The organism is Pantoea sp. X-Soil-YNGN-775 (genome assembly GCF_059730575.1).
Genome location: NZ_AP035945.1, coordinates 406,553 through 431,692, shown reverse-complemented (window position 1 = coordinate 431,692; position 25,140 = coordinate 406,553). Strand labels below are relative to the sequence as shown.

24 protein-coding genes are annotated in these 25,140 nt (G+C 55.2%); 14 read left to right on the top strand and 10 right to left on the bottom strand.

The annotated features are described in order from the left end of the window. Positions 1–59 precede the first annotated feature (59 nt). Entirely contained in the window at positions 60–1,031 is a 972-nt protein-coding gene (gene ispB / locus AC6I8I_RS01940) for an octaprenyl diphosphate synthase (protein ID WP_031375436.1), read from the top strand. A gap of 242 nt (positions 1,032–1,273) precedes the next feature. After that, positions 1,274–1,567 carry a helix-turn-helix domain-containing protein gene (locus AC6I8I_RS01935; protein ID WP_497828255.1) on the top strand — a complete coding sequence of 98 codons (294 nt, stop codon included), beginning with the start codon at positions 1,274–1,276 and terminating at the stop codon, positions 1,565–1,567. Positions 1,568–1,636: 69 nt separating this feature from the next. Here the strand turns inward: AC6I8I_RS01935 and murA are convergent, their stop codons facing one another. The 7 genes from murA to mlaF form a co-directional block, all read right to left on the bottom strand. Beyond that, a complete protein-coding gene (gene murA, locus AC6I8I_RS01930) occupies positions 1,637–2,899 on the bottom strand; it encodes a UDP-N-acetylglucosamine 1-carboxyvinyltransferase (protein WP_031375438.1) in 1,263 nt (420 codons plus the stop codon). Positions 2,900–2,966: 67 nt separating this feature from the next. Next, complete coding sequence (gene ibaG, locus AC6I8I_RS01925; protein ID WP_010251880.1) at positions 2,967–3,224, bottom strand: BolA family iron metabolism protein IbaG; 258 nt, start codon at positions 3,222–3,224, stop codon at positions 2,967–2,969. A gap of 113 nt (positions 3,225–3,337) precedes the next feature. Further along, a complete protein-coding gene (gene mlaB / locus AC6I8I_RS01920; RefSeq protein WP_031375439.1) occupies positions 3,338–3,643 on the bottom strand; it encodes a lipid asymmetry maintenance protein MlaB in 306 nt (101 codons plus the stop codon). Then, positions 3,643–4,281 carry a phospholipid-binding protein MlaC gene (gene mlaC / locus AC6I8I_RS01915; protein WP_031375440.1) on the bottom strand — a complete coding sequence of 213 codons (639 nt, stop codon included), beginning with the start codon at positions 4,279–4,281 and terminating at the stop codon, positions 3,643–3,645. The genes mlaB and mlaC overlap by 1 nt, the downstream gene beginning before the upstream one ends. A gap of 16 nt (positions 4,282–4,297) precedes the next feature. Then, positions 4,298–4,843, bottom strand: coding sequence for an outer membrane lipid asymmetry maintenance protein MlaD (gene mlaD, locus AC6I8I_RS01910; RefSeq protein ID WP_312055293.1), 546 nt, complete (start codon positions 4,841–4,843; stop codon positions 4,298–4,300). Positions 4,844–4,847: 4 nt separating this feature from the next. Further along, a complete protein-coding gene (gene mlaE, locus AC6I8I_RS01905; RefSeq protein ID WP_031375442.1) occupies positions 4,848–5,630 on the bottom strand; it encodes a lipid asymmetry maintenance ABC transporter permease subunit MlaE in 783 nt (260 codons plus the stop codon). Positions 5,631–5,634: 4 nt separating this feature from the next. Further along, positions 5,635–6,450: a phospholipid ABC transporter ATP-binding protein MlaF gene (gene mlaF / locus AC6I8I_RS01900; protein WP_312055294.1), complete on the bottom strand. Its 816-nt coding sequence runs from the start codon at positions 6,448–6,450 to the stop codon at positions 5,635–5,637. A 227-nt stretch (positions 6,451–6,677) separates the two neighbouring features. Between mlaF and AC6I8I_RS01895 the strand changes: the two genes are divergently transcribed. The 11 genes from AC6I8I_RS01895 to npr all read left to right on the top strand — a co-directional run bounded on the left by AC6I8I_RS01895 (position 6,678) and on the right by npr (position 14,655). Next, positions 6,678–7,658 (top strand): calcium/sodium antiporter, encoded by a 981-nt coding sequence (locus AC6I8I_RS01895; protein ID WP_312055295.1) that lies wholly within the window; start codon positions 6,678–6,680, stop codon positions 7,656–7,658. Between the two features lie 16 nt (positions 7,659–7,674). Continuing rightward, positions 7,675–8,658 carry an arabinose-5-phosphate isomerase KdsD gene (gene kdsD, locus AC6I8I_RS01890; protein ID WP_312055296.1) on the top strand — a complete coding sequence of 328 codons (984 nt, stop codon included), beginning with the start codon at positions 7,675–7,677 and terminating at the stop codon, positions 8,656–8,658. Between the two features lie 13 nt (positions 8,659–8,671). Then, entirely contained in the window at positions 8,672–9,238 is a 567-nt protein-coding gene (gene kdsC, locus AC6I8I_RS01885; RefSeq protein WP_312055297.1) for a 3-deoxy-manno-octulosonate-8-phosphatase KdsC, read from the top strand. Further along, entirely contained in the window at positions 9,235–9,804 is a 570-nt protein-coding gene (lptC, locus tag AC6I8I_RS01880) for an LPS export ABC transporter periplasmic protein LptC (protein WP_312055299.1), read from the top strand. The genes kdsC and lptC overlap by 4 nt, the downstream gene beginning before the upstream one ends. Next, positions 9,779–10,330, top strand: coding sequence for a lipopolysaccharide ABC transporter substrate-binding protein LptA (gene lptA, locus AC6I8I_RS01875; RefSeq protein ID WP_312055300.1), 552 nt, complete (start codon positions 9,779–9,781; stop codon positions 10,328–10,330). Before lptC ends, lptA begins: the two co-directional genes overlap by 26 nt. Positions 10,331–10,335: 5 nt before the next feature. Further along, positions 10,336–11,061, top strand: coding sequence for an LPS export ABC transporter ATP-binding protein (gene lptB, locus AC6I8I_RS01870; protein WP_031375449.1), 726 nt, complete (start codon positions 10,336–10,338; stop codon positions 11,059–11,061). Positions 11,062–11,109: 48 nt separating this feature from the next. Continuing rightward, positions 11,110–12,543, top strand: a complete 1,434-nt coding sequence (gene rpoN, locus AC6I8I_RS01865; protein WP_312055301.1) for an RNA polymerase factor sigma-54 — start codon at positions 11,110–11,112, stop codon at positions 12,541–12,543. Positions 12,544–12,564: 21 nt separating this feature from the next. Then, a complete protein-coding gene (hpf, locus tag AC6I8I_RS01860; protein WP_312055302.1) occupies positions 12,565–12,852 on the top strand; it encodes a ribosome hibernation promoting factor in 288 nt (95 codons plus the stop codon). 152 nt (positions 12,853–13,004) lie between these two features. After that, positions 13,005–13,484: a PTS IIA-like nitrogen regulatory protein PtsN gene (ptsN, locus tag AC6I8I_RS01855; protein ID WP_312055303.1), complete on the top strand. Its 480-nt coding sequence runs from the start codon at positions 13,005–13,007 to the stop codon at positions 13,482–13,484. Positions 13,485–13,531: 47 nt separating this feature from the next. After that, on the top strand, positions 13,532–14,386 hold the full coding sequence (rapZ, locus tag AC6I8I_RS01850) for an RNase adapter RapZ (protein ID WP_003851114.1): 855 nt from the start codon (positions 13,532–13,534) through the stop codon (positions 14,384–14,386). Then, positions 14,383–14,655, top strand: a complete 273-nt coding sequence (gene npr / locus AC6I8I_RS01845) for a PTS phosphocarrier protein NPr (protein ID WP_031375452.1) — start codon at positions 14,383–14,385, stop codon at positions 14,653–14,655. Before rapZ ends, npr begins: the two co-directional genes overlap by 4 nt. A 3-nt stretch (positions 14,656–14,658) precedes the next feature. On the opposite strand, the gene mtgA is transcribed toward npr, so the two are convergent. From mtgA to AC6I8I_RS01830, 3 genes are all read right to left on the bottom strand, one after another. Further along, positions 14,659–15,378, bottom strand: a complete 720-nt coding sequence (mtgA, locus tag AC6I8I_RS01840; protein WP_312759879.1) for a monofunctional biosynthetic peptidoglycan transglycosylase — start codon at positions 15,376–15,378, stop codon at positions 14,659–14,661. A gap of 870 nt (positions 15,379–16,248) precedes the next feature. Continuing rightward, positions 16,249–18,600, bottom strand: a complete 2,352-nt coding sequence (gene arcB / locus AC6I8I_RS01835) for an aerobic respiration two-component sensor histidine kinase ArcB (protein WP_497828254.1) — start codon at positions 18,598–18,600, stop codon at positions 16,249–16,251. A gap of 141 nt (positions 18,601–18,741) precedes the next feature. Then, entirely contained in the window at positions 18,742–18,879 is a 138-nt protein-coding gene (locus tag AC6I8I_RS01830; protein WP_497828253.1) for a hypothetical protein, read from the bottom strand. 613 nt (positions 18,880–19,492) lie between these two features. On the opposite strand from AC6I8I_RS01830, the gene AC6I8I_RS01825 reads away from it, so the two are divergent. Continuing rightward, complete coding sequence (locus AC6I8I_RS01825) at positions 19,493–25,024, top strand: glutamate synthase-related protein (RefSeq protein WP_312055306.1); 5,532 nt, start codon at positions 19,493–19,495, stop codon at positions 25,022–25,024. The last annotated feature ends 116 nt before the right edge of the window (positions 25,025–25,140 follow it).

The following is a 25,140-nucleotide window of genomic DNA, read 5'->3' as shown; positions in this document are numbered from 1 at the left end:
CGCTGGCTGGGTAAAAGCACTTACCATGGCAGAGAAACGAGTCATAGCTGAAAAGACGAATGAACTTAGAACAGATTAATGAATTAACCGCACAGGATATGGCTGCCGTTAACCAGACCATCCTCGACCAGCTGAATTCAGATGTCTCGCTCATCAACCAGTTGGGCTATTACATCATCAGTGGTGGGGGCAAGCGTATCCGCCCCATGATCGCCGTGCTATCCGCACGCGCCATGGGTTACAAGGGCGATCTGCACGTTACCAATGCGGCGCTGATCGAATTTATCCATACCGCCACGCTGTTGCATGACGATGTGGTGGATGAATCCGATATGCGTCGTGGCAAAGCCACCGCCAATGCGGCGTTCGGCAATGCGGCGAGCGTGCTGGTCGGTGATTTTATCTACACCCGTGCCTTCCAGATGATGACCAGCATGGGCTCATTGCGCATTCTGGCGCTGATGTCGGAAGCGGTAAACGTGATTGCTGAAGGCGAAGTGCTGCAGCTGATGAACGTGAACGATCCTGACATCACGGAAGAGAGCTACATGCGCGTGATTTACAGCAAGACTGCGCGCCTGTTCGAAGCGGCATCGCAGGCGTCCGCGATTCTGGCGGAAGCCACACCGGAAGAGGAAAAAGCGCTGCAGGATTATGGACGTTATCTGGGTACCGCTTTCCAGTTAATTGACGATTTACTGGATTACAGTGCCGACGGTGAAACGCTGGGTAAAAATACCGGCGACGATCTGAGCGAAGGGAAACCGACGCTGCCGTTACTGCATGCGATGCAGCACGGATCGCCGGATCAGGCGAAGATGATCAGAGAAGCAATTGAACAAGGCAATGGCCGGCATCTGCTGGAGCCAGTGCTGGAAGCAATGAATCAGTGCGGCTCGCTGGAATGGACGCGCAAGCGTGCGGAACAGGAAGCGGATAAGGCCATTGAAGCATTGAAAATCCTGCCGGAAACGCCGTGGCGCAGCGCGCTGGAGTCGCTGGCGCACATGTCCGTTCAACGCGATTTCTAATCCCTGACGGAGCCAGCCCTGGCTCCGTTTTTGTTTAACTGCTCCCACTTTTTTCACGCTTCTTTCTCTGGTTGCACCTCTTTTGCGCGGGTTCACGCAGATCTGGCTTAAGATCCAAATTTTACTGGAAACATATGGAATCTATTTGCTATAAATCCCACTAACTTTCCAGATAACATTGCAAAAAGGAAAGCCGGCCCTCGTCTGGGTGACGCAATAACACGGAAAAGGAGAACAGGTTTATGCAGAAAAGGATTGAAGACTGGCATCCCGCCGACATTATCGCCGCCTTACACAAGCGCGGCACGACGCTGGCCGCGCTGTCACGCTCGGCAGGCCTGAGTTCATCTACCCTGGCCAATGCGCTGTCGCGACCGTGGCCCAAGGGTGAGTGGCTGATTGCCGAGGCGATTGCTATCCATCCCGCCGAGATCTGGCCCAGCCGCTACTACGATGCCGATACGCATTGCCTGCTGGATCGTAAGAAACGGATCCGATCGCTGCCCAATCAACCCACCGATCACAGCGATCTTTAGTTCTTACCCGGCGAAAAAAAACCAGCTCCGGATGCCGGAGCTGGCTCATGGTCTTGCCGCGAAGCGGGATTATTCGTCGCCGCTTACGCGCTCAATATTCGCACCCATCGCTTTCAGTTTATCTTCGATGTGTTCATAGCCACGATCGATATGATAGATACGATCGACCAGCGTGGTGCCTTCCGCGATGCAACCCGCCAGTACCAGGCTGGCAGACGCACGTAAATCGGTGGCCATTACCTGCGCGCCAGACAGCGTTTCAACGCCGTGACAAATCGCGGTATTGCTCTCAATTTCCGCGTGCGCACCCATACGAATTAATTCCGGGATGTGCATGAAGCGGTTTTCAAAGATAGTTTCGGTGATCAGGCCAGTGCCTTCTGCAACCAGGTTAAGCAGCGTGAACTGCGCCTGCATATCGGTTGGGAACCCCGGATGCGGTGCGGTGCGGACGTTAACCGCTTTTGGCCGCTTGCCATGCATATCCAGGCTGATCCAGTCTTCACCGGTTTCGATATCCGCACCCGCGTCACGCAGTTTCGCCAGGACGGCATCCAGCGTATCGGGCTGCGTTTTATGACAGACCACTTTGCCACCTGAAATGGCGGCCGCTACCAGGAAGGTGCCGGTTTCAATACGGTCTGGCAGTACGCGATAAACCCCGCCACCCAGACGTTCAACGCCTTCGATGGTGATTTTATCGGTGCCTGCGCCGCTGATTTTTGCGCCGAGGGTGTTCAGGAAGTTGGCGGTATCGACAATTTCTGGCTCACGGGCGGCATTCTCAATCACCGTCGTGCCGGTCGCCAGCGTCGCGGCGCTCATGATGGTGACGGTCGCACCGACGCTGATTTTATCCATCACGATCAGCGCGCCTTTCAGACGGCCGTTGACGGACGCTTTAACGTAGCCTTCTTCCAGTTTGATCTCGGCACCCAGCTGCTCAAGGCCGGTAATATGCAGGTCGACCGGACGCGCGCCAATTGCGCAGCCACCCGGCAGGGAAACCTGTCCCTGACCAAAACGCGCCACCAGCGGACCCAGCGCCCAGATCGAGGCACGCATAGTTTTCACCAGGTCGTAAGGGGCACAGAATACGTCTACCGCGCTGGCATCGACATGCACAGAACCGTTGCGCTCCACCTTCGCACCCAGCTGGCTCAGCAGCTTCATGGTGGTATCGATGTCGCGCAGCTTCGGCACGTTCTGGATCTCGACCGGCTCTTCAGCCAGCAGGGCAGCAAACAGAATAGGCAGCGCGGCGTTCTTCGCCCCGGAAATGGTTACTTCACCACTTAAGCGGGTGGGGCCTTGCACACGAAATTTGTCCATTAACACGGCTCTCAATTAACTAGCTAAAGGTTGGACTCGCGCACCGCGAGTTCACCAGGCTGACGGATCAGAAACCGTTGAGTTTACGGTCACGCGCCCATTCAGCGGGAGTATAGGTTTTGATGGAGACAGCATGAATGCGGTTGTCCGCGATGAACTCCATCAGCGGCGCGTAAACAGCCTGCTGCTTCTTAACACGGCTCAGCTCACCAAACAGTTCGCCTACGGCGATAACCTGAAAGTGGCTGCCATCATTGCTCATCACATGCACTTCATCTAAAGGCAATGCTGCCATCAGCACGGCCTGAATTTCACTGTTTTCCATTGCGCTTAACTTCACCTGATAATAATAAGGGAGACATCTTAGAGGAAAGCGGCTGACTCTTAAATACGCAAAAGCCCCTGTGTAAAACAGGGGCTTAGCGTAACGACCGGAAATCAGGCGCTTTTATCCGCAGAAACAATAATCTGTTGCAGATTGTAAAGGGTAATCAGCGACTGCAGTTTGTCGCTGATGCCGGCAAACCGGGGCGTAATGCCCTGGGCTCGGGCGATTTCGCGCAGATGCACCAGCAGGGCCAGCCCGGAGGAGTCGACCCGCTCCAGCGCGGCGACATCAATAATATCAACATCTTTAATCAGCGTGTCGCGCTGCTGCCACAGGCTGAGCAGCGTATCGCGGTCCAGTTCGCCTTTCAGTAATAGCGTGCTGGCTTCACGCTGCCAGCTTAACGATTCGCGCATTATTGCTGTTTATCCAGCGTAATCGGCTGCGCTGCGGATGATTTCAGCTGCGCGGTCAGGCCATCAATGCCTTTGGTCCGTAACAGATCGCTCCACTCATTTTGCTTGGTGGTGATCATGCTGACGCCTTCGGCGATCATGTCATACGCCTGCCAGTTGCCGGTCTGACTGTTCTTGCGCCACTGGAAGTCGAGGCGAACCGGAGGACGGCCATTCGGGTCGATAATCGAAACGCGGATCGCGACAATTTTAGCGTCACCTAACGGCTGTTCAGGCTGAATCTGATAGGTCTGACCGTGATACAGCGCTAAGGCCTGGCCATAAGCCTGCGCCAGATAATCACCAAAGGCGCTGAAATAGGCTTCGCGCTGTGCCGGTGTAGAGTCGCGGTAGTAGCGGCCCAGCACCAGTGCGCCGGCATATTTAATCTGCACATATGGCAGCAGTTCCTGACGCACGATGTCACGCAGGTAGTTCGGGTCCTGCTTGATTTTCGGCTGCTCATTCTTAAGACGGGTGAAGGTCTTCTGCGCCGCTTCGTTCATCAGTTTGTAGGGATTGCTCTGGTCGGCCGCCGCATTGGCCGTCAGCGGCACCGCCACCACCAGCATGGCAATCATCAGTAAACGTTTAAACATAGTATACCCTCTTGTTTTAAGGTTGAGCCGGTTCCGCAGGCGCGGCATTTTCACTGCCCTGCGCATCCTTACTGTCATTATTCTGTTTGTTGTCGCCGCTCTTGTAGAGGAACTGACCAATCAGGTCTTCCAGTACCATCGCCGACTTGGTGTCACGTAGCGTGTCGCCATCTTTCAGCATCGACGAACCCAGTTCAGGATCGTCGAAGCCTAAATTGAGCGCCAGAAATTGTTCCCCCAGCAGTCCCTGCGTGCGGATCGCCAGCGAACTGGTGTCTGAAATTTTGTTGGCGTACTGATCGCTGATGTCCATGGTGACACGCGGCAGCAGCGTTTTCGGTTCCAGCTCAATATCGGTTACCCGGCCAATCACCACGCCGCCAATTTTTACCGGTGAGCTGGCTTTCAGGCCGCCGATGTTGTCAAAGGTCGCGTAGAGCTTCCACGTCGGCTCGGTGCCCATCGACTTTAAATCGGCAACGCGCAGCGCAAGAAACAGCGCGGCCAGTAACGCCATAATCATGAAAATGCCAACCCAGATTTCGCTTTTTTTGCTTTGCATTGCATCAATTCCCAAACATCAGTGCTGTCAGCACAAAATCCAATCCGAGCACCGCCAGTGACGCGTGCACCACGGTGCGCGTCGTCGCGCGACTGATCCCTTCAGAGGTTGGAATCGCATCATAGCCGTTAAACAGCGCTATCCACGTTACGGTGATAGCAAACACCGCGCTTTTAATCAGGCAGTTAACGACATCGGTACGAAAATCAACCGCATTCTGCATCGCCGACCAGAAGAAACCAGGATCGATTCCTTTCCAGCTCACGCCGACCAGCGCCCCACCGGCGATCCCTACCGCGGTGAAAATCAGCGTCAGCAGCGGCATGCTGATAAAACCGGCCCAGAAACGCGGCGACACCACCCGCCGTAACGGGTCAACCGCCATCATCTCCATACTGGAGAGCTGTTCGGTGGCTTTCATCAGGCCGATTTCGGCGGTCAGTGCGGACCCTGCCCGTCCGGCGAACAGCAGCGCGGTCACCACCGGCCCCAGTTCACGCAGCAACGACAGCGCCACCAGCATGCCAAGACTGGTTTCCGCGCCGTAAGTGGTTAAGACCAGGTAACCCTGAAGGCCGAGCACCATGCCGATAAACAGACCGGAAACCACGATGATCAGCAGCGACAGCACGCCGACGCTATACAGTTGTTTAATCAGTAGCGGCGTATGTCTGCGGAACGCTGGTTTGCCCACCAGCGCATGAAACAGCATTAACCCTGCGCGGCCAAAACTGGCGCACGTTTCAATTCCCTGACGTCCAAATGTCGCCAGCGCCTTCAACACCATCAGTTTAGTTACTCCCTGAGCCGGTTAAATCAGCGAGATAGTCGCCGGCAGGAAAACGGAATGGAACCGGACCATCCGCTTCTCCATCAATAAACTGGCGGACACGCGGATCGTTATTTTCTCGCAGTTCCGGCGTGGTGCCGTGTGCGATAATTTTCTGTCCGGCCACGATATAGGCGTAGTCCGCAATACTTAACACTTCCGGGACGTCGTGTGACACCACAATACAGGTCAGTCCCAGCGCGTGGTTAAGTTCATCAATCAGCTTAACCAGCACGCCCATGGTAATCGGGTCCTGTCCGACAAAAGGTTCGTCGAACATAATCAGTTCAGGCTCTAAGGCAATGGCACGCGCCAGCGCAACGCGTCGCGCCATACCGCCCGACAGCTCAGCTGGTTTCAGCTGAGCTGCGCCACGCAGACCGACCGCTTCCAGCTTCATTAACACCGTGCTGTGCAGTAACGGGGCCGGCAGGCGAGTGTGTTCACGCAGCGGCCAGGCGACATTTTCATACACCGTTAAATCGGTAAACAGCGCGCCTGACTGGAACAGCATGCTCATTTTTTTACGCGCCTCATACAACTTAGCGCGTGATAATGACGGGATGTTTTCGCCACGGAAAAAGATTTCGCCACGGGTCGGCTGAAGCTGACCCCCAATCAAGCGTAGCAGAGTGGTTTTACCGATCCCCGAAGGTCCCATTATCGCTGTCACTTTGCCTTTCGGTACGGTCAGCGAAATGTCATCGAAGATTTGGCGATCTCCGCGCGAAAAACTCACGCCACGAACCTCAACCAGATTCGTCTGCTGCTGGATCATTATTACCTCTTATAAGGATCGGGCGTAAACATGGGTTACGATGGTAGCCTGTTCGGTCCTGATTCACGATAGCTTTACAGAAACTTATCGCTAACATTTGGCGAAAACGGCCATTAAATTTACTTTTGCCTTTCAGACGGTCAAAATCAGCGCCTGTTATATCGCACAGAACCTGAAACCCGCCGGACAAGGCGTACCGGGCTGGGGTTTTTACGCAAGGATTTTTCATGTTCGTAGCTTCTGCACTGCTGATTATCGGTTTGCTTTTACTGGCTTATGGTGCCGATCGTCTGGTGTTTAGCGCCTCGATACTCTGTCGATCGTTTGGTATTCCGCCCTTGATCATTGGCATGACCGTCGTCAGCATCGGCACCTCGCTGCCAGAGATGATTCTCTCCTTCTCCGCCGCGCAGCATGGCCAGATGGATCTTGCTGTCGGTACCGCGCTGGGCTCGAATATTACCAACATTTTACTGATCCTGGGTGCCGCTGCGTTAATGCACCCACTCAGCGTACACTCTAATCTGATCCGTCGTGAACTCCCTTTAATGCTGCTGGTGACGCTGCTCAGCGGTTTTATGCTGTTTGATAACCAGCTTAGCCGACTGGATGGTATTGGGTTGATCGTCATCGCCGCGATCTATCTGATGGTGGTGATCCGCATTGCACGTAAAGCGGAACGCGATAACAACGACACCCTGACCCGTGAACAGCTGGCGGAATTACCGCGCGAAGAGAGCGGCAATACGGTGGCGTTTCTCTGGCTGGCGGTCGCCCTGATTATCCTGCCAATGTCGACCCGGATGGTGATCGATAATGCCACGGTGTTTGCCGACTATTTTGGCGTCAGTGAACTGGTGATGGGCCTGACGCTGATTGCGGTCGGGACCAGCCTGCCGGAGCTGGCGACGGTGATCGCTGGCGCGCTGAAAGGCGAAGATGATATCGCGATCGGTAACCTGATCGGTGCCAACATTTATAATATTGCTATCGTACTCGGCCTGCCGGCGCTGATGCATCCTGGCAGCATCGATTACCACGCGTTCGCCCGTGATTACTGGGTGATGCTGGGCGTCAGCGTACTGTTCGCCCTGCTCTGCCTGTTACGTCGCCGACGCGTTGGCCGTACGGCAGGCGCACTTTTACTCTGTGGTTTCTTCGTCTGGGTGACGCTGCTGTGGGTACAGCCAGCGTTTATGGACGGCTAACAAGGACAGACTGATCATGTCATATCAGCAACCGGCAGTTTTTGATTTCCAGCGCGCAGGCAAAGCGGTATTGCGCATCGAGCGCGAAGGTCTGGAGCAGCTCGATCAGTACATTAACGACGATTTCGCCCGCGCCTGCGCCCGGATTTATGCCTGCCAGGGTAAAGTGGTGGTGATGGGGATGGGCAAATCAGGCCACATCGGCAAAAAAATGGCGGCCACCTTTGCCAGCACCGGCACCCCCGCCTTTTTTGTTCATCCGGCGGAAGCCAGCCATGGCGATCTGGGCATGGTCAGCAACAATGATGTGGTAATTGCCATCTCCAACAGCGGCGAGTCGAATGAAATTCTCGCGCTGATTCCGGTGTTAAAGCGGCAGAATATCACCCTGATTTGCATGACCGGCCGGCCAGAAAGCGCAATGGCCCGGGCTGCCGATGTGCATCTGTGCGTCAGCGTCCCACAGGAAGCGTGCCCGCTCGGTCTGGCCCCGACCAGCAGCACCACCGCCACGCTGGTCATGGGCGATGCGCTGGCCGTTTCGCTGCTGGAGGCGCGCGGCTTCACCGCTGAAGACTTCGCGCTCTCCCATCCCGGTGGTGCGCTGGGGCGTAAACTGTTGCTGCACGTGGCCGATATCATGCACAGCGGCGATGAACTGCCGCACGTCACGCGTGATGCATCGCTGCGTGATGCGCTGCTGGAAATTACCCGCAAAAACCTCGGCTTGACGGTAATAGTCGACGATCTGATGAAGATTGAAGGCATCTTTACCGATGGTGACCTGCGCCGCATCTTCGATATGGGTATCGATTTCCAGCGCGCCACTATTGGTGAAGTGATGACGCCAGGCGGCATCCGCGTACGGCCAAACATGCTGGCGGTTGAAGCGCTCAACCTGATGCAAACCAAAAATATTACGTCGATCCTGGTCGCCGATGACGACCATCTGCTCGGTGTGGTACATATGCATGACATGCTGCGCGCTGGCGTAGTCTGAACAGGAAAAGACAATGCAACTGGCAACTCCCCCGATTGAAACCTGCTATGGCCCGGTCAGCGCCGGGGTAATGGACCGCGCCCGCCAGATTCGCCTGCTGATTTGCGACGTCGATGGCGTCATGTCCGACGGGGTGATCTACATGGGCAACAGTGGCGAAGAGCTGAAGGCGTTCAATGTGCGCGACGGCTACGGTATCCGCTGCCTGCTGACCTCAGATGTAGAAGTGGCTATTATTACCGGCCGTAATGCCCGCCTGATGGAAGATCGCTGTAAAACGCTCGGCATTCGTCATCTTTATCAGGGACAATCGGATAAGCTTTTGGCCTATGGCGAACTTCTGGATAAACTGTCTCTTTCCGATCACCAGGTCGCCTATATTGGCGACGACCTGATCGACTGGCCGGTGATGGCAAAAGTGGGGTTAAGCGTGGCGGTTGCGGATGCCCATCCGGTGCTGTTGCCGCGGGCGCACTACGTGACGCGCATTGCCGGCGGGCGCGGCGCGGTACGTGAAGTTTGCGACCTGATCTTAATGTCGCAGGATAAATTTGAGGATGCCAAAGGGCAATCAGTATGAGTAAAAGCAGGCGTTGGATGACGCTGATTCTGACCTTGATTGCACTGGTTTTAATCGGCTGGAATCTTACCAACCAGGATGAGGATACGCCGGTTGCCACCAATAATCAGGCACCGACCTATACCAGTGCGGATTCCCACACCGTGGTTTACAACCCGCAGGGTGCGCTGTCGTATAAACTGGTTTCCGATAAAGTGACCTACTTTTCGGATCAGGAACTGAGCTGGTTCGACAATCCGGTGATGACCACCTACGACGAAAATAAAGTGCCAACCTGGACACTCCGTGCGGACAAGGCAAAGCTCACCAAAGATCGTATGCTTTATCTGTATGGTCATGTTGAACTGAATACGCTGACGCAGGATTCCCAGCTTGACCGGGTCAAAACCGACAATGCGCAGGTTAACCTTGTCACTCAGGACGTTACCTCTGACGACCAGGTGACGCTGTATGGCCGCAGTTTTAACTCCACCGGCATGAAAATGCGCGGCAATTTACGGACAAAAAACGCCGAGTTAATCGAAAAGGTCAAAACTTCTTATGAAATTCAAAATGAACAAAAATAGCCTTAAGCTTTTACTCGCCAGCGTGCTGCTGGCGAGCAGCGTACCTGCGCTGGCCCTGACCGGTGACTCGGATAAGCCCGTCAATATTGACTCGCAGAACCAGGCGCTGGATCTGCAGGGCAATGTCGCGACCTTTACCGGCAACGTTATCGTCACTCAGGGTTCGATCAAAATCACCGCCGATAAAGTGGTGGTAACCCGTCCGGGCGGCGACAGCAAGAAAACCATCGTCGATGCGTACGGCAATCCTGCCACCTTTTACCAGATGCAGGACAGCGGCAAGCCGGTGCAGGGCCATGCGGCAAAACTGCACTATGAACTGGCTAACGACTTTGTTGAGCTGACCGGCAACGCCTTCATTGAGCAGCAGGACAGCAACATCAAGGGCGATCGCATTACCTATCTGGTGAAAGAGCAGAAAATGCAGGCGTACAGCCAGGGCCAGAATAAGCGCGTCACCACCGTGCTGGTGCCGTCGCAACTGCAGGATAAAGGTTCGTCCAACAGCGGAAAGAAGAGTAACTGATAGCTATGGCCACATTAATCGCAGAAAACCTGGCGAAGGCATATAAAGGCCGTCGCGTGGTAGAAGATGTCAGTCTGCAGGTAAAGTCCGGCGAGATTGTCGGCCTGCTGGGCCCCAACGGTGCCGGTAAAACCACCACCTTTTACATGGTGGTTGGCATTGTGCCGCGCGACGCTGGCCGCATTATTATTGATGATGAAGATATCAGTATCCTGCCGCTGCACGCCCGTGCGCGTCGCGGTATCGGCTATCTGCCGCAGGAGGCCTCAATTTTCCGTCGCCTCAGCGTCTACGATAACCTGATGGCAGTTCTGCAAATCCGTGACGACCTCACCGAAGAGCAGCGTCAGGATCGCGCCAACGAGCTGATGGAAGAGTTTCACATTGAGCACCTGCGCGACAGCATGGGTCAGGCGCTCTCCGGCGGTGAACGTCGCCGGGTCGAAATCGCCCGCGCGCTGGCGGCTAACCCCAAATTTATCCTGCTGGATGAACCGTTTGCGGGCGTTGACCCCATCTCGGTCATCGACATCAAGAAAATCATCGAACATTTGCGTGACAGCGGCCTTGGCGTGCTGATCACCGACCATAACGTGCGCGAAACCTTAGCGGTGTGCGAACGGGCGTATATTGTCAGTCAGGGCCACCTGATCGCGCACGGTACGCCGAATGAAATTCTGGCAGATGAGCAGGTTAAGCGGGTTTATTTGGGTGAAGAGTTCAGACTCTGATAAGGTGTCGTAAATACTGATGTTTACCTGGGAACTACCATCCTGTCTATGAAGCAAGGTTTGCAACTCAGGCTCAGCCAACAGCTGGCGATGACACCGCAGTTGCAGCAGGCGATTCGTCTGCTGCAACTCTCTACGCTTGAACTCCAGCAAGAGTTACAGCTGGCACTGGAAAGTAATCCGCTGCTTGAACAAACCGATCTGCATGATGAAATCGACTCTCGTGAGGCTCCCGAAGGCGAAGCGCTGGATACCCGTGAAGCGCTTGAGCAGAAAGAGATGCCTGACGAGCTGCCGCTGGACGCCACCTGGGATGAAATCTACACCGCTGGCACACCATCCGGTACCGGGACCGATTATCAGGATGATGAGTTACCGGTTTATCAGGGCGAAACAACCCAGTCGCTGCAGGATTACCTGATGTGGCAGGTTGAGCTGACGCCGTTTAGCGATACTGACCGCGCCATTGCCACCTCGATTGTTGATGCGATCGACGAAACCGGATACCTCACCGTTTCGCTTGACGAGATCCTCGACAGCATTGGCAACGATGAGCTTGAGGCCGATGAAGTGGAAGCGGTGCTGAAACGTATTCAGCGCTTTGATCCGATTGGCGTCGGTGCACGCGATCTGCGTGACTGTCTGCTGGTGCAGCTGTCGCAATATGCGCCCGAAACGCCGATGCTAACGGAAGCCCGGCTGATCGTCAGCGAACATCTGGACCTGCTGGCCAACCACGATTTTCGCAGCCTGATGCGGGTGACGCGCCTCAAAGAAGAGGTGCTGAAAGAGGCGATGACCTTAATTCAGTCGCTGGACCCGCGCCCGGGTCAGTCAATTAATACCGGCGAACCGGAATATGTGATTCCCGACGTACTGGTGCGTAAAGTCGGCAGCCGCTGGACGGTTGAGCTAAACGCTGACAGCGTTCCGCGCCTCAAGATCAATCAGCAGTATGCCGCCATGAGCGGGGCGACGCGTAACGACAGCGACAGCCAGTTCATTCGCAGCAATCTGCAGGAAGCGCGCTGGTTGATTAAAAGTCTGGAAAGCCGCAACGATACGCTGCTGAAAGTGACACGCTGTATTGTCGAGCAGCAGCAGGCTTTCTTTGAACAGGGCGAGGAGTTTATGCGGCCGATGGTGCTGGCCGATATCGCCCAGGCGGTTGAGATGCACGAATCGACCATTTCCCGCGTGACCACGCAAAAGTATCTGCACAGTCCGCGTGGTATTTTTGAACTGAAGTACTTTTTCTCCAGTCACGTGAATACCGAAGGTGGCGGCGAAGCCTCATCGACGGCCATCCGCGCGCTGGTGAAAAAATTAATCTCGGCGGAAAATCCAGCCAAACCCTTGAGCGACAGTAAACTTACCTCCATGTTATCTGATCAAGGGATCATGGTGGCACGTCGTACCGTCGCCAAATACCGCGAGTCTTTATCCATCCCGCCATCGAACCAGCGCAAACAGCTGGTTTGACAGAAATGAGAAGGAAGACCTATGCAGCTGAACCTTACCGGGCAAAATGTTGAAATCACCGCACCACTGCGCGATTTCGTCAGCGGTAAATTTGCCAAACTGGAACACTATTTCGAACATATCAATCAGGTTTATATTGTGCTGAAGGTGGAGAAGGTTACTCAGGTGGCTGACGCAACGCTGCACATAAACGGTGGCGAGCTGCACGCCACGTCCGAAGCGGAAGATATGTATGCGGCGATTGACGGGTTGATCGACAAGCTCACCCGTCAGCTGACCAAACACAAAGATAAACTGAAAAAACACTAACCTTCACGCTAGCTACGCGCGCCTGCCGCGCAGAGCCGACAGGATGGGGCGGATAATCCGCCCCGTTTTGTCATCTAAGCAAGCGCCATTTACCGCCAGCATCATGATACGCTGCGGGTAAATGGCCAGGTTAACTCGCAAGTGAAACGATAATGAACAACGATCTAACACTGGAATTGAGCACAGTGCTTTCGTCCGACTGCACCCGCAGCGGCGTACACTGCCAGAGCAAAAAACGCGCGCTGGAAATTATCAGCGAACTGGCCGCTAAGCAGCTCAACCTGCCGCACCAGACGCTTTTTGAAGCGATTCTCACCCGTGAACGCATGGGCAGTACCGGCATTGGCAATGGCATTGCCATTCCGCACGGTAAACTGGAAGAGGATACGCTACGTGCGGTCGGGGTGTTTATCAGCCTTGAACAGCCGATTGCGTTTGATGCCGTTGATAATCAGCCGGTCGATCTGTTGTTTGCTCTGCTGGTACCGGCTGACCAGTGCAAAACTCACCTGCACACCCTTTCACTGGTGGCGAAGCGTCTGGCGGATAAAACCGTCTGTCGTCGTCTGCGCGCCGCGCAAAGTGATGAAGAGCTCTATGCCATTATCACAGAAGGCCAGTCAGAGCAGTAAAGCGTCTTTACCGGCCACGTGCCGGTTTTAAAACGGGAGAGAAGGTCATGGTGCTGATGATCGTAAGCGGTCGGTCAGGCTCGGGAAAGTCAGTGGCGCTACGCGCACTGGAAGATATGGGTTTTTACTGCGTTGATAACCTGCCGGTGGTGCTGTTACCGGAGCTGGCGAACTCGCTGGCGGAACGTAACATCTCGGCAGCGGTGAGCATTGACGTACGCAACATGCCTGAATCCCCTGAGATTTTTGAAACCGCGCTGAATAACCTGCCCGACTCATTTTCGCCCCAGCTGCTGTTTCTTGATGCCGATCGAAATACCCTGATTCGCCGCTACAGCGATACCCGCCGTCTGCATCCGCTCTCCAGTAAAAACTTGTCGCTGGAAAGTGCCATTGATGAAGAGAGTGATTTGCTGGAGCCGCTGCGTTCGCGCGCCGATCTGATCATTGATACCTCAGAAATGTCGGTTCACGAGCTGGCTGAGATGCTGCGTACCCGGCTGCTGGGCAAGCGTGAACGTGAGCTGACAATGGTGTTTGAGTCGTTTGGCTTCAAGCACGGCATCCCGATTGATGCCGATTATGTGTTTGATGTGCGCTTCCTGCCGAATCCGCACTGGGATCCTAAGCTGCGTCCAATGACCGGCCTCGATCGCCCGGTAGCTGCCTTTCTCGATCGCCATACTGAAGTGCACAACTTCATCTACCAGACCCGCAGTTATCTGGAACTGTGGTTGCCGATGCTGGAAACCAACAACCGCAGTTATCTCACTGTCGCTATCGGCTGTACCGGCGGGAAACATCGTTCGGTTTACATTGCAGAGCAGCTGGCGGACTACTTCCGTTCACGCGGCAAGAATGTACAGTCACGCCACCGTACGTTGGAAAAGCGTAAATCATGACCGTTAAGCAAACTGTCGAAATCAAAAATAAACTGGGTATGCATGCCCGACCGGCAATGAAGCTGTTTGAACTGGTACAGAGCTTTGACGCCGAAGTGCTGCTGCGCAATGAAGCCGGCACCGAAGCCGAAGCCAGCAGCGTGATTGCGCTGTTGATGCTCGATTCAGCCCAGGGCGGCCACATTGAAATAGAAGCCAGCGGACCGGAAGAGATCCCGGCGCTGGCCGCGGTCATTGAGCTGTTTGAAGCGGGTTTTGACGAGGATTAATCCTTAGTCCAGCCGGTTACGCTGTAAAAATCCTTCCCCGCCCAGCTGGCGCATCTGACGCAGGATCCACTGCTGCCGCTGCCGTACATAGCCCGACGGCGCTGCGGCACGGAAGCGGATCGGATTAGGCAGCACCGCCGCCAGCAATGCTGCTTCAGCAGCCGTTAACCGGCTGGCTGGCTTGTGGAAATAGCGCTGTGACGCCGCCTCCACGCCAAACACCCCCGGCCCGAATTCGGCGATATTCAGATAGACGGTCAGAATACGTCGTTTGGTCCAGACCGTCTCAATGCCAACCGTCAGGCCCGCTTCCAGCCCTTTACGCACCCAGCTACGCCCATCCCACAAAAACAGGTTCTTTGCCGTCTGCTGCGACAGCGTGGATGCGCCACGCATCCGGCTATCGCTGTTATCCAGTACTGACTCGATCGCCGCGACGTCAAATCCCCAATGGGTCGGAAACTTTTGATCTTCTGAGGCAATCACCGCCAGTCCCATCCACGGCGAAATCTCATCGTGTCCGACCCAATCCGAATGGGCAACATAGCTGAAGTCACCGCGTAGCCAGGCACCCAGCTGACGCTCAACCATAACCGCGGAGAACGGCACCGGCAAAAATGAAAACAGTAAAATCCCTGCCAGCCAGATGCCCAGCCACGCCAGAATGATACGCACAGCAATCCGTTTAATACGTTGCCCGGTGCTTCCTTTATGCTTACTCATGCAATCTTCCCATACTTGTTTCAGGCGTTAATCAATTACCCGCGTAATCAATACGCAAAAAAATCCTGGATCGCCTTTATCGGTGAAAACGACGATGCAGTTTCCAGACAACAGGCATCCATTTTGCATTAAAAAGCGGCAACAGATCGAAATAGTTCAAGCACTTCCGTCAGAAAGGAATCGGTTCCATTCGCCGCCTCCGCTAATCTCCTTTCCAGATAAACATTTAATAATTTGCGCTAAGCATTAATTTTAATGATTTACGATACTTAACTATCTTGTTTTTCTGTCTTCGCTTTTTTTCACTAATTGGCTGAATCTGCGTTGATAACAGGTAAATTTTTTACCAGAATCTTGCTGCCATTCACCGCGCATTGCTTAAGATTTAGCCACCCATCGGGGTCTGACCTGATGGACCACAGCGTAAATCAGCGAAATCTTTTTTCCCTTTCCAAAACGTTTTGGATAAATCACGCCATTTCAGGCGGGTGATGAGCAATATCAGCGCGTTAGCAGCAACAGTGGCCCTGATTCACCTTCCGCTTCGCTTTAACACCTGACCGGGTCAGCAACCCGGCTCGCGCCGGGTTAAAAGCGCACAAAAAGTGGGATAACTGATTAAAATATCCGCAATACGACGCGGAAAATGATTCCTTACTTGACTGTGTTGCCAAATTAATGTTTTCTGTATTTAAACGCTGCTCAACATCACACATTTTAATGAATCTTTTAACAGGTCCAGATGAATTTGCTAAGGTGATGGCAGAGTTAACCAATACCACGCGGCTGCATTTATTACTCAAAGCATAGCAGCCGCTACTTTTTCCCTGGTGTTGGCGCAGTATTCGCGCACCCCGGCCTCGGCTGGGGTCATTTTTTTCTGGCCGACGACGCTTCCTGCTCCGCCACCCAGTCGCGCAATACCTGCACATCGTGTCGCCACTCATGCTTCAGCTCATCAATCCATTCAACCACGTTATCCCACCAGGCTGGCAGTTCCGGGCTCTGAATCTGTTTCGCCAGCAGCTGCAGATGCTGTAATCCTACCGATCCCGCCGCGCCTTTGATTTTGTGCCCCTCTTCGGCGATGCCTTTTTGATCGCGCGCCATCAGATTAGATTCGAGCACTTCAAGATAGCCTGGCATCATCTTTTCAAACATCGTCAGGCTTTGGGTAATCAGGCTCGGCCCGACCAGATCGAGATACTGCTCCAGCATCGGGATATCCAGCAGCGTCTGGCTTTTATCTGTGGCTTCACGCGCTGTCTCCTCCTCCGGCTCCGCCTGATAATCCCAGAACTTTTTGATGATGGCGGTCAGCGCCGGTACCGCCAGTGGCTTGCTGAGCACATCATCCATTCCGGCATCGAAATACTCTTTTTTGTCCTTCAGCACATTGGCGGTCAATGCTACCAGCGGCGGCAGATGGATGCCCTGGTGCTGCTGGCGGATCGCCCGCGACACATCCAGACCGGTCATGTCCGGTAACTGAATATCCAGCAGCACCAGATCGAACTCCAGCGGGTCAAACATCGCCAGCGCGTCGCTGCCGGTCATCGCCACCTCCACGCTGCAGCCCAGCTTCTCCAGTACCGAGCGCGCCACAATGACGTTCAGTTCGATATCTTCGACCAGCAATACGTGCAGCGCCGGCAGTGGCAGGCTGTCATCCACGCCTTCGTCTTCCACTTCTTCCGCTATGCGGGGCGCTTTAATCTCAACGGTGAAGCAGGAGCCCTGCCCCGGCGCGCTTTGCACCCGGATATCGCCGCCCATCGCCTGGGCCAGCCGACGGGATACCGCCAGCCCAATGCCGGTGCCGGTTGCCGGTTTGCCACCGTGCTGGTCCTTCACCTGATAATACATGGCGAAGATTTTGTCCTGCTCCTCCTGGCGGATGCCCATACCGGAATCCTGCACCTCAAAGCGCAGCGTTTCATCCGGCTGATACGCCACCCGTACCACGATCTCGCCCTGCTGGGTGAACTTGACGGCGTTACCAATCAGGTTCCACAGAATCTGCCGCAGGCGGGTGCCGTCGGTGGAGATCATGTGCGGCAACGGAAGCTGTGGCGCGAGAATAAACTTCAGCCCTTTTGGCTGCGCCAGCAGGCCGGAGAGGTTTTCTAAATCAGCGAGGAAGCTGGTGAAGTCGAGCGGCTGATTATCCAGCTGCACTTTACGCCGCTCAATTTTGTCTACTTCAATCACATCATTGAAGATGTTACCCAGTGTGATGGCTGAAACATGGATGGTTTTCAGGTACTTCAGCTGTTCCTGATTCAGATCGGTATCGAGCAGAATACGGCTCAGCCCGACAATGCCGTTAAGCGGCGTACGCAGCTCGTGGCTGATAGTAGAGATAAAGGTGGTCTTCTCCCGGCTGGCGTTCTCTAATGCGTCCTGGTAGCGCTTACGCTCGGTTATATCGCGGCCAAATCCCATCAGTCCACTGCGTTTGCCGACCCGGTCGTAATAAGGCACTTTGCGGATCTCAAAACAGGCTTTACGCCCGTCCGGATATTGCAGCCACTGTTCATAGGTCAGGGAGACGTTGTGGCGGAACACTTTCTCATCGGTTTCCAGCACTTTGGTGGCGGCTTCATCATCGTAGATATCGCGTGGCGTCAGGCCGATCAGCTGCTTTTCACTTTTGCCGGTCAGCAGTTCCATCGCGCGGTTACAGCCGGAGAACTGTTTGTCGATATTGCGATAGAACACCAGATCCGGCGACGCATCGAGAAACGAACGCAGGAAGGAGGATTGCTGCTCCAGCTCAATCTGCGCCTGTTCGCGCCGGGTGACTTCCTCACGTAGTTTGTCCATCACCTGCTCACGCGCCTGCTCCGCCTTTTTACGGTCGGTGATCTCCTGATTCAGCTGGGTGATGGTCTCTTTCATCTGCTGATTCAGTTCCAGGTCGCGAGTGCGCATCTCTTCCAGTTTATCCACCAGCCTCGCCAGCCGCTGTCGCGACTCCTCCAGCTGATCGACCACCACCGACAGGAAATAAACCGCCCACGGGGTGATCAGCAGCCCGAAGAACACCGATCGCACCATGTCGATGCTCTCAACGTGCCCGCGCAATACCATGGTGACCGCCATCTGGACAATCATCGCCAGCACCACCAGCGCCGAGGCCAGCAGCAGCGAGAACCGCACCAGGCCAAGCTTCACCATCAAATCCACGTAATATTGTGCCAACAGCCGAATTTGTTTCATAAAAACTCCCTGGAAGAGAAACAGGCTCATCATAGCGTAATTAACCGGCCAGCGTCGCAGCCACGCAGCGGAAGATAAGCGATGTAATGCACCGTTATGGCGCATCGAGCCGGCCGTTCGACGACGTTTATGACAACCGGCTTAAAACCCTTGACTGCGTGTGCCAAATGAATAATCTGTAAGGCCGCCGCTCAAAACGGTGCCTCCTCTGCCCGGTGTTTTTTCAATATCCTGTCGACGTTCTGTTGCCCAGGTTTGCCTCTTTTTATGAATACTCATTCATCTTTAATGCTGTTTTAATCATATCCAGCCTGATTAATTTTTCTTATAACCCCTGGCTGTTTCATTCAAATAATCGGACATAAGAAAAACAGATACATGCTGTGCAACACCGGTACGGAACAGCATTAAATGCTGTTAAAGCCCCACTCACCAGCATGGTGCAGAGATATGACGGCTGCACTACAGTGAGTCAGTTCACATTTATCGCGCGATCGCTACCGGCTAAAGCACCACAATTTAAACCTATTTATCTTTTTAATTCATAACCTTAGTATCAAAAACAGCACAATAACCTCGGCTGAGCCCCTCATTTGACCTGATTACGCTTTCCCGATAAGTTGGAAATCCGCTGAAAGCTTTCCTGACGGGCCAGTGTCTCGGCATATCTATGCAACAAGAAGACTCCCGCGTGGTTTAAGTCATCTCCTTTAAGAGACCGGAAATCGAAGAGCAGCTCAACTAAGGACGTTTCACCGATGTCTGGAGAGAAATGCTCAGGGCTATGACGCGCGCTCGACAGAGCATGGCGATGAAAATGAAGTGCGCCTCAGTTGCGCTCAGACCCTGAAACAGTGCAGGTAATGTCAAAAGCAGTTTAAGGAGACCCTCAATGTCCACTAACAAACCTCATTCCTATGGCTTGTATGATCCAACAGCCGGCAGTGATAGCTGTGGTGTAGGTTTCATAACGCGTAAGGACGGCGAGCAGACCCATGAGATTCTGCAGATGGCGCACAGCGCCCTGTGCACCGTACCGCATCGCGGCGGGATGTCGGCGGAAGGCGTGGGCGACGGCGCCGGGGTCAACGTTGATCTCTCCCTGCACTTCTTCCGTAAAATTACCGGCCAGCCGCTGGAAGCGGGACGCTTCGGCGTCGGCAACTTCTTCGTGCCGAAAGATGCCGACCTGCGCGCTAACGCAGAACGTCTGGTCGATGAAACGCTGAGCAGCTTTAATCTGCCGGTGATCATGAAGCGTGACATGCCGCTCGACAGCAGCGTGACGCGCCCGGCGGCAGCGCAGTTCCAGTTACCGATTCTGCAGTGGATTTTCACTGCGCCGCAGGACGTGGCCGATCAAAACGACTTCGAACAACGCATTTACCGCGCCCTGTTAACCATCGAAGCCCGGGCGTTTACCGAGAGTGAATTCGGCGGTCTCTATCCGCTGTCGCTCTCTTCACGCACCCAGGTATTTAAAGCCCGTCTGAATTCCAATGAAGTGATCCCTTACTTCAAGGATCTGACCGATCCCGATCACCAGGTGCGTGGGCTGTTTTTCCATACCCGCTTCTCTACCAATACCGATCCGCACACCACCATGGCGCAGCCGTTCCGCCTGATGGCGCACAACGGTGAACTGAATACCGACCGTAAAAACCGCATCGCCGAATCAGCGCTGGCGCTGGCACGCGGCAAGAAAATTGTGCGGCCGAAAGGCCAGTCGGACAGTTCGCGTCTCGATCAGAGCATCCACAGTCGCCTGATGGAAGATAACCTCGATCTGATCACCGCAGTGGTTTCGATGATGCCGCCTGCCTGGGAAAACGACAGTGCGTTATCGCCGGAGGTGCGCGCGATGCTGGAATACTTCTCGCTGTATGAAGAGAAGAACGACGGTCCGGCCGCGTTAATTTTTGGTAATGGCGAAGTGATTGGGGCGCGTCTCGACCGTCTCGGCCTGCGTCCGCTGCGTTCAGTAGAAACTGCAGAGTATATCGGTGCGATGTCTGAAGCGGGCCAGATCGCCTTCCCGCCGGAAAGCGTGCTGCGTCGCGGCCGTATTGAAGCCGGTGGCATGCTCTACTTCGATCATCGCGAAAAACGCAGCTATACCACGCTGCAGGCGCTGGAAAAACTGGCCGCCGCAAAAGATTATCCGGCTCTGCTGCGCCAGGCGCGCGTCGGACTGGAAGACCTGCCCGCCATTCCGGCTGAGCAGCAAGGTTCACCGCTGCGCTATCGCGGCGACCTGAAAACCTATCAGCGCTTTGTGGCCTACTACTACAACCAGGAAAGCTTCAAGTTCATGATGGACCCGATGCTGAACACCGGCGCAGAGAAAATCTCCGCCATGGGTTACGGCAACGCAATTAACGGTCTGTCCGATCATGAAGGCGGCATGGCGCACTATTTCTCTCAGCGCTTCGCCCAGGTCACTAACCCGCCGCTGGACTCTATCCGTGAAGTGGATGGCATGACGCTGCGGGTCGCGCTGGGTGCTAAACCGCATCTCGGTCGCAGCAAAGGCCGTCAGATTGTGGTGCCTTCGCCGATCCTGAGCCATCTCGATATGCTGCGTTTACGTGAGCAGGATGTCGCGCCGTACGCCCGCTTTGAGATGCTGTATGAGCCAGTAACTGGCAAAGATCTGTTGAGCACCACCGCCAACGCCAACGCGCTGGAGAAGGCGATTGACGATCTGGCGCAGCAGGTGGTCGATTTCGCTCGCAGCCAGGGCGGCATCGCGGTCCTGACCGATCGTCATATCTCTTCTAAACAGGCGGCAATTCCGATGCTGCTGGTGGTCTCTGCCATCAACCAGCGTCTGGTGCAGGAAGGTCTGCGTCTGGATGTGTCACTGGTGGTGGAGAGCGGCCAGAGCATTTCGTCGCACCACATTGCCGCCACGCTGGGCTTTGGTGCCTCGGCTATCTATCCGCTCGGCGTACAGATGCGCGCTGAAGAGAAGTTCGGTGAAGGTGAAGAAGGCAATAAAGCCTTTAAACGCTATGCCAAAGCGGCTGAAAAAGCGTTGATGAAAACCATGGGCAAAGTGGGCCTGTGTACCGTTGAAAGCTACAGCAGCGGCGAGTTCTTTGAGCCTAACTTCCTCAACACTGACGATCCGGTGCTGAAAAAGTACTTCCCGAATATCAAAACCCCAGTGGGCGGCGCGGGTTTCGCTACTATCGCGCAAATGGCGGTCGACTGGCATCAGAGCGCCCTGAAAATTCAGGGTGAATCTGAAGTGCCGTTGCTCGGTCTGTTCAAAGAACGTGCCGAAGGCGCCGGTCACTCGTACGGCACCATTGCGGTGCGCACCTTTATTGATATGACTGAAGAGCCGATCCGCTTCGCCGATAAAGCGCGTGAAGAGGATAACTTTATCCGCCTGATGACGCTGGCGAAGCTCGACAACGCCTTTGGCATCAAGCCGGAAACCTTTAAAGACAGCAGCTTCGAGCGTATCCCGGATGAGGTGATCAACAATTTCACCATCACCGCCGATTACCGTCAGTTCTCAAGCCTGATGTATGAAGAGCGTAAACGTCGCCCGGCGGCGCTGCGCGATATTCTGACTTTCCCGGCTGACCTGACCCACATCGACAGTGAAGCGGAGTTCCGCCGCAAGCTGGGCCGCTACTCGCTGACCAACAACGGCTTTGCGATCCGCGGCCTGGTCTGTGAAGCGGTGGATGGCAGCCTGAATCACTTTATGCTGCGCCTGACCGATGCGATTGCCGGCCTGAAGCCAGAGCATGAGCGTCTGCAGAACCTGTCACGCGCATTGAAGTTGCGGTTTAACGACGATATCGAAAGCAGTGAAGTGGTCGATGGCGGCCTGAAAGTGACCGCTTACGGCAAAGCAGCCGATTATCTGTCGCGTATTTTCACTACCCTGCCCTCACTGCCGCTCAGCGAGGTTCAGCCCGCCTGTGAAATCACCCGCACCTTTGCTTCCGGTGCGATGAGTCACGGCGCGCTGGTGGCACCAGCCCATGAGGCGGTGGCACACGGCACCAATATGGTCGGCGGCATGAGCAACTGCGGTGAAGGCGGCGAACACTACTCGCGTCACGGCACCATCCGTGCGTCACGCATCAAACAGCTGGCCTCGGGTCGCTTCGGCGTCTGGGCGGCCTACCTCGCCGATCCGATGCTGGAAGAGCTGGAAATTAAAATTGGTCAGGGCGCCAAGCCTGGCGAAGGCGGCCAGTTACCGGCGGCTAAAGTCACGGTGGAAATCGCCGCGGCTCGTGGCGGTACGCCTGGTGTTGAGCTGGTCTCACCGCCGCCGCATCACGATACTTACTCGATTGAAGATCTGGCGCAGCTAATCCATGACTGTAAAGCCGCGCGGGTACGGGTGATCGTCAAACTGGTTTCGTCGGAAGGCATTGGCACCATCGCGGTTGGCGTTGCTAAAGCGGGTGCGGACGTCATCAACGTAGCCGGCAACACCGGCGGCACCGGTGCGGCCTCTGTTACCAGCCTGAAATATACCGGCCGCGTAGCCGAAATCGGCATCGCGGAAGTACATCAGGCGCTGTGCGCTAACGGCCTGCGTGACAAAGTGCTGCTGCGCTGTTCAGGCGCTCAGCAAACCGGCAGCGACGTGGTGAAATCAGCGCTGCTGGGCGGCGACAGTTTTGAATTCGGTACGACCGCCCTGATGATGCTGAAATGCGTGATGGCGAAAAACTGTAACGTCAAATGCCCGGCGGGCTTAACCACCAATGCCGAAGCCTTTGATGGCGATCCACGCCAGCTGGCGCAGTACTTCCTCAATGTCGCGCATGAAGTGCGTGAGATTCTGGCACGGATGGGATTACGCTCGCTGCGTGAAGCACGCGGTCGCGCTGACCTGCTGCACCTGATGGATCACCCGCTGGAAGTCGGCAAGCTTGATTTACGCGCCATGCTGACCGTGGTGCCGGAGCTGAAAATCGAACATCCGGTTTACCTGGAAAAAGATTTCGAGCTGGATGATGGCTGGGTAGAGCAACTGAAGCTGGCGCTGGTTGAACAGCGTAAGCCTGACGTCACGCTGGGCGATAACGTGGTACTCAACAACCGCAACAAGAGCGTCGGCGGCCAGCTGGCGATCGATATTGAGCGGATGCTGAACCATCAGCTGAGCGCAGAGCAACTGCAGGCGATGCCGGCGGTGCTGGCCGACGATCGTGGCCGTCACTACCTGGCACCGGAGAGCGTGAAAATTTCCACCTCCGGTTCCGCTGGTCAGTCGTTTGGCGCATTCTGCAACGATGGCATGCAGATGCGGCACTACGGCACCTGCAACGACGGCGTTGGCAAAGGACAGTGTGGTGGTGAACTGGTGGTGATGTCGCCAGGCGGCGGCGCACAGGATGGCGATGGCAACGTGCTAATCGGCAACTTCGCACTGTTCGGTGCCACCGGTGGACGCCTGTTTGTGCAGGGTCAGGCCGGTGACCGTTTCGCGGTGCGTAACTCCGGCGCTACGGCGGTGGTTGAAGGGGTCGGCGATTTCTGCTGCGAGTACATGACCAACGGCGCCATTCTTAACCTCGGCACCTTCGGTAAAGGGTTCGGTAATGGCATGAGCGGCGGCTTCGCCTATCAGTACGATCCCTATGGATCACTGGCCAGCCATGCTGCCGGCGATTCAGTGCTGTTCGGTTCAATCGCCGATCAGGATGAGATGGCGCAGGTCCACAAGCAGGCCGTGCTGACCATGCTGAACTGGCATCTGGAGGCAACGCAGTCTCCGCGTGCAGCGTGGCTGCTGGAGAACTGGGAAACCGAGTGTCACCACTTTGTCTACGTCATGCCGCGCTCGCTGCTGCTTTACCAGGACGGCGGAGAAATCCTCAAAGCCAAAACCCGCAAAGACTTGCTGGAAGAGCTGTCGACCGCGCTGGCTGGCCATCAGGTAGCGAAGTTTAAAGCCGCCTGGCGTCAGGGTAAAACCATCGCCAACGGCGCAGTACCGGCTTATGGCGCGACCGACACGCTGGAGATGTTTGTTCTGCTCAACAATTACACCGTGCTGAGCTTCGCGCAGCAACTGGCGTTGGGCAAACTGCCAAAAGGCACGCCGGTTGAAGATCCGGCGGTAGAAAAAGCGGTTCGCAACCTGCTGATGACCGAAGACTTTTCGCTGGTCAGCAAACTGCAACGTCATGCCCGCTCAGCGATTGAAAGCTACAGCGATGATGAACTGGCCAGCCTGATCGGCACCAAACGGATGTCCGATTACAAAGCTGCGCTGACGCAACGTAACATCCGCTCGATGGACAGCCTGGCGACATATGGCTGGATCATGTATCAGGACGCCTGTAACCGCGAAGTGCTGGGACATCTGCCTGATTTTGAAGAGCTGTTTGCGCGTGCAGCATTGCCTGAAATTGCCGCGGCGGTGGGAAAACTGTCCTGACAGGGCGACTGACCTGATTGAACCTGAATATTATTCATTGATATTACCCGGATTAAGCGTGGTAACACGCAGAGGAAGCACCACTCTTCCCGCCGCCGCGTCAGGCGGCGTGGAAA

What these genes read in the sequence shown, in the direction of transcription:
- ptsN (WP_312055303.1), top strand. Translation starts at nt 13,005, where the DNA reads ATGAACAACGATCTAACACTGGAATTGAGCACAGTGCTTTCGTCCGAC.
- hpf (WP_312055302.1), top strand. Translation starts at nt 12,565, where the DNA reads ATGCAGCTGAACCTTACCGGGCAAAATGTTGAAATCACCGCACCACTG.
- AC6I8I_RS01830 (WP_497828253.1), bottom strand. Translation starts at nt 18,879, where the DNA reads ATGAGTATTCATAAAAAGAGGCAAACCTGGGCAACAGAACGTCGACAG.
- mlaF (WP_312055294.1), bottom strand. Translation starts at nt 6,450, where the DNA reads ATGATCCAGCAGCAGACGAATCTGGTTGAGGTTCGTGGCGTGAGTTTT.
- lptB (WP_031375449.1), top strand. Translation starts at nt 10,336, where the DNA reads ATGGCCACATTAATCGCAGAAAACCTGGCGAAGGCATATAAAGGCCGT.
- lptA (WP_312055300.1), top strand. Translation starts at nt 9,779, where the DNA reads ATGAAATTCAAAATGAACAAAAATAGCCTTAAGCTTTTACTCGCCAGC.
- mlaE (WP_031375442.1), bottom strand. Translation starts at nt 5,630, where the DNA reads ATGGTGTTGAAGGCGCTGGCGACATTTGGACGTCAGGGAATTGAAACG.
- kdsD (WP_312055296.1), top strand. Translation starts at nt 7,675, where the DNA reads ATGTCATATCAGCAACCGGCAGTTTTTGATTTCCAGCGCGCAGGCAAA.
- AC6I8I_RS01895 (WP_312055295.1), top strand. Translation starts at nt 6,678, where the DNA reads ATGTTCGTAGCTTCTGCACTGCTGATTATCGGTTTGCTTTTACTGGCT.
- ispB (WP_031375436.1), top strand. Translation starts at nt 60, where the DNA reads ATGAACTTAGAACAGATTAATGAATTAACCGCACAGGATATGGCTGCC.
- lptC (WP_312055299.1), top strand. Translation starts at nt 9,235, where the DNA reads ATGAGTAAAAGCAGGCGTTGGATGACGCTGATTCTGACCTTGATTGCA.
- AC6I8I_RS01825 (WP_312055306.1), top strand. Translation starts at nt 19,493, where the DNA reads ATGTCCACTAACAAACCTCATTCCTATGGCTTGTATGATCCAACAGCC.
- ibaG (WP_010251880.1), bottom strand. Translation starts at nt 3,224, where the DNA reads ATGGAAAACAGTGAAATTCAGGCCGTGCTGATGGCAGCATTGCCTTTA.
- rapZ (WP_003851114.1), top strand. Translation starts at nt 13,532, where the DNA reads ATGGTGCTGATGATCGTAAGCGGTCGGTCAGGCTCGGGAAAGTCAGTG.
- mlaC (WP_031375440.1), bottom strand. Translation starts at nt 4,281, where the DNA reads ATGTTTAAACGTTTACTGATGATTGCCATGCTGGTGGTGGCGGTGCCG.
- murA (WP_031375438.1), bottom strand. Translation starts at nt 2,899, where the DNA reads ATGGACAAATTTCGTGTGCAAGGCCCCACCCGCTTAAGTGGTGAAGTA.
- mlaB (WP_031375439.1), bottom strand. Translation starts at nt 3,643, where the DNA reads ATGCGCGAATCGTTAAGCTGGCAGCGTGAAGCCAGCACGCTATTACTG.
- arcB (WP_497828254.1), bottom strand. Translation starts at nt 18,600, where the DNA reads ATGAAACAAATTCGGCTGTTGGCACAATATTACGTGGATTTGATGGTG.
- mtgA (WP_312759879.1), bottom strand. Translation starts at nt 15,378, where the DNA reads ATGAGTAAGCATAAAGGAAGCACCGGGCAACGTATTAAACGGATTGCT.
- AC6I8I_RS01935 (WP_497828255.1), top strand. Translation starts at nt 1,274, where the DNA reads ATGCAGAAAAGGATTGAAGACTGGCATCCCGCCGACATTATCGCCGCC.
- kdsC (WP_312055297.1), top strand. Translation starts at nt 8,672, where the DNA reads ATGCAACTGGCAACTCCCCCGATTGAAACCTGCTATGGCCCGGTCAGC.
- mlaD (WP_312055293.1), bottom strand. Translation starts at nt 4,843, where the DNA reads ATGCAAAGCAAAAAAAGCGAAATCTGGGTTGGCATTTTCATGATTATG.
- npr (WP_031375452.1), top strand. Translation starts at nt 14,383, where the DNA reads ATGACCGTTAAGCAAACTGTCGAAATCAAAAATAAACTGGGTATGCAT.
- rpoN (WP_312055301.1), top strand. Translation starts at nt 11,110, where the DNA reads ATGAAGCAAGGTTTGCAACTCAGGCTCAGCCAACAGCTGGCGATGACA.